The organism is Streptomyces sp. NPDC005728 (assembly GCF_040630895.1).
Taxonomy (GTDB): Bacteria; Actinomycetota; Actinomycetes; order Streptomycetales; family Streptomycetaceae; genus Streptomyces.
In genome coordinates this window covers 1-2,100 of record NZ_JBEXYL010000268.1, presented here as the reverse complement: position 1 = coordinate 2,100, position 2,100 = coordinate 1, and the positions used below count along the sequence as shown (strand labels likewise).

1 protein-coding gene is annotated in these 2,100 nt (G+C 65.8%); it reads left to right on the top strand.

The window, feature by feature from the left end; genetic code table 11:
• Positions 1 to 617: 617 nt before the first annotated feature.
• Entirely contained in the window at positions 618 to 1,484 is an 867-nt protein-coding gene (locus tag ABZ471_RS48445; RefSeq protein ID WP_359075562.1) for a YhjD/YihY/BrkB family envelope integrity protein, read from the top strand.
• The last annotated feature ends 616 nt before the right edge of the window (positions 1,485 to 2,100 follow it).

Genomic DNA, 2,100 nt, shown 5'->3' with positions numbered 1-2,100 from the left:
CGCACGCTGACACCGTGGGCGCACTCAACGTTCTACGGGCCGGGCTGGTCCGTCGCGACGCCAACCCGGCATAGCGAGAAGCCCCCGCGTTTACGCGGGGGAGGAGTCACGCGGGTGTTTCTAGCACTCGGGGCTGACAGTCTCGATCACGTCCGGGAGACCCCAGGCAAGACGACGGGAGCGGCGCACCCTTTGCCGGGTGCACCGCCCCAGTTGTTTGGAGCTATGACCTCATCCTTATCAGGTCGATCACGGGCTCCCTAGGGCTGGAGGGACCCCAGCCCTACGACGGTCTACCGACCGCTGGGGGCCGCTCTCGCCCGGTCTCGTTCACCGCTGTTGGTGTCAGGCCACGATGGGCTCGATCCAGGTCAAGCGTTGTCCACAGCCCTGTCAGCTGAGATCTCCCGTAGTACAGCGGACTGCGTGATGCTGTGAGGCATCGGGCAGTCGTGCGGTCGGCATGCCGCTTGTCGTGTCGCCCTGCATCGGCCCATCGGCCGTCCGTTAGGCTCGCGTCGCCCACAAACGTCCCGATCCTCACGGAAGGCAGGACGACGGAGATCAACCGAGAGCGCCTCGTCAGAACGCTGACGTTTTGGCTGCGGCCTGCGTTCGTGCTGCGGGTCATCAACCGGTTTCAGAAGATCTCGGGTTTCGATCGCTCGATGGCCCTGGCGTCCAGCGCCTTGACGGCATTGGTCCCGCTGTCCATCCTCCTTGGCACTGTCTTCGTGCACTACGACGCCGCAGAGCGGATCATCAAACGCTACGACCTCACCGGAGCAGGCGCTACGGCAGTCCGCTCGCTGTTCTCTTCTACCGAAGGGCCCAGCGCGAGCTTCGGCATTTTCGGCGTCGTGTTTCTGATGATCTCGGTGCTGAGTTTCACGCGCGCCGCGCAGCGGCTCTTCGAACAGGCATGGGAGCTCAAACCCCTCAGCGTGCGCAACACGCGCAACGGCTCGTGGTGGATCCTCACACTCGGTGGCTATGCCGTGGTCATTACGTTGCTCTCCGCGTTCCTTGGCGGGTACGCGCTGGGTCTGGTCGCCTTGGTGTGTGAAGTACCGGTGACTGCAACGTTCCTCGTCTGGAGCGGCTGGATCCTGTCGGCGAAGCGGATCAGATGGTCGGACCTGCTTCCCTTCGGCGTCACCGGCGCCGCTCTGACGGCGGCCTATTCAGTGGGCGCAACCATCTACATGCCGCGTCTCTTCAACTCCTCCGCGACACGCTACGGGGTGGTCGGTGCAATCTTCGCGATGATTTCCGCCCTCTTCGCAGTCATGCTCGCCCTGGTTGCATCGGCGGCACTGGGACGAGAGGTACGAGACGAACTCAGCCGGATCCGTGAAGGCCACCGCCCTTCCGACCGTGAGGTGCGCCAGCAGTGGGACAACGTGGTCGAGCAGACTCGGTCACGGTGGCGCACGGCACGGGAAGAGATCTCCCATCATCAGATCAAGGGGACGAACCAGTGATGGGCGCGGCAAGCCACCATCGGCATCCACGTTTCCAGCGTCATCAGCCAGGAAGAGGCTGCGAACACGGCGTGACGAACCACGTAGAACCGTGAGACGTCTCGCTGCAAGCCCTCTTCGACGTGGCTACTGGCTGAGATGCGAGGTGCAGCACAGGGGCCGGCCGGCTGCCTCCAGCCTGACCCCTCGTTCCGGCATCCGGCGCGGCAGTGTCGAAACCCACCACTCACCCACCCCACCCAGCTCCCATCCCGTCCGCCGTCGACCCACACACCGTGGAGCGAGCGTGGTTCACGGCGTCCAGGTGGAGCGCGCCACTGTACGAACGACCTGGACGCCACGGGCCGCGTCTGCTCGGCTCTGCCTGGGTCGACGGTGTGCGGGATGGGAGCCCCCAGCGTCCGCCACAACGGGCCCGCAGTCGGGGACGGCGCCCCCTCCATCCCGGTGCCGGCCGATCCACCGCCGGAGGCATCGTCTTGACCGTGGCCGGGCTGTGCGGTGATCGCCTCATGGTCACCGGGCCGGCCGTGGAAGTGCACCCGCCGGGACACGGGCCGATGGTGCACACCGGGCAGTCAACCGGCAAGTGACCGCTCGAACGCCTGCCGCGCCT